Origin of the sequence: Rothia terrae, assembly GCF_012396615.1 — a bacterium.
Taxonomy (GTDB): Bacteria; Actinomycetota; Actinomycetes; order Actinomycetales; family Micrococcaceae; genus Rothia; species Rothia terrae.
Genome location: NZ_JAAXPV010000041.1, coordinates 1 through 1018 on the forward strand (window position 1 = coordinate 1; position 1018 = coordinate 1018).

1 protein-coding gene is annotated in these 1018 nt (G+C 51.0%); it reads right to left on the reverse strand.

Features of this window, described 5'->3' with window-relative positions; genetic code table 11:
* Window positions 1-291: 291 nt before the first annotated feature.
* Complete coding sequence (locus tag HF984_RS11290; RefSeq protein ID WP_345719105.1) at window positions 292-903, reverse strand: tyrosine-type recombinase/integrase; 612 nt, start codon at window positions 901-903, stop codon at window positions 292-294.
* Window positions 904-1018: the final 115 nt, after the last annotated feature.

Consider the following 1018-nt stretch of genomic DNA (forward strand, 5'->3'; position numbering starts at 1 on the left):
GTCAAGACGTGGCGGGTTTTGCATACAGGTTTCCGGCGGCCGCTGAGCGTGTATGGGCGGGTGTTTGCGGTGGTTCGGGGGTTGGTGTTTTATGCGGCTGGGAGGACTTTTGAATAAGCCTCATTTATTAGCGATATATGCCCATATGTGACGTGTGGGAACATATCGCTAATAAGCAATATGTGATATATAGAAATCTGGATTATGTCCAAATTTAATATATGACTCAGTAGGGTCTTGGTGTAAATAATTAGATGACTGGGTATTTTACTCTTTATAAAGAGTATATTTCTATTCAAAAATCGATCCCACTGTTCGCGCAGATGAGTTCTCCAACCGTGATCGTGCGTGATCGTACCGCCGTGTAGTACGCGGGTCCTTATGCCCCAGCGAATCCTGCAAATGATGCAAAGCTACCCCCATCTCTAGGGCCAAGGTGGCGTGGGTATGTCGTAGGACGTGGGCGGATACGGTTTTTCTGATGCCAGCTTTAAGCGCTAGCGTTCTCAGAAGACCATCCACGTTACTTCGTTGCCAGGGTTTGCCGGTGCGGGTGATAAAGACCAGGGCAGAGACCCTTTTGTTTTCAAGGTTTTCTACTTCTCTACCGGTAGTTTGGGTGAGCTCGCGCAGGTTCCGCAGTGTGTGCTCGGGTAGGTAAACCGCGGATTTCTTGCCGCCTTTACGAGTAATCAGCAATCGACCTTCTGATATATCGGACTCTCTGATGCTCAGTGCTTCGCTGATGCGCAGCCCCGTGGAAAGCAACAAATCCACCAGTGTCTGGGCGCGCAAGGAATGTTCGGTGGCAGCATCCAATAGTCGCAGTGCTTCGCGTTGGGTGAGGGCTTGGGTTGCGGTGAAGTCTGGGTCTACTGGGGGTCGGCGGATATAGAGGCTTATTCAAAAGTCCTCCCAGCCGCCAAAAACACCAACCCGCGAACTACCGAGAACACCCGCTGATACGAGCTCAACGGCCGTCTGAAACCCATGTGCAGAACCCGCCAGGTCTTAATGT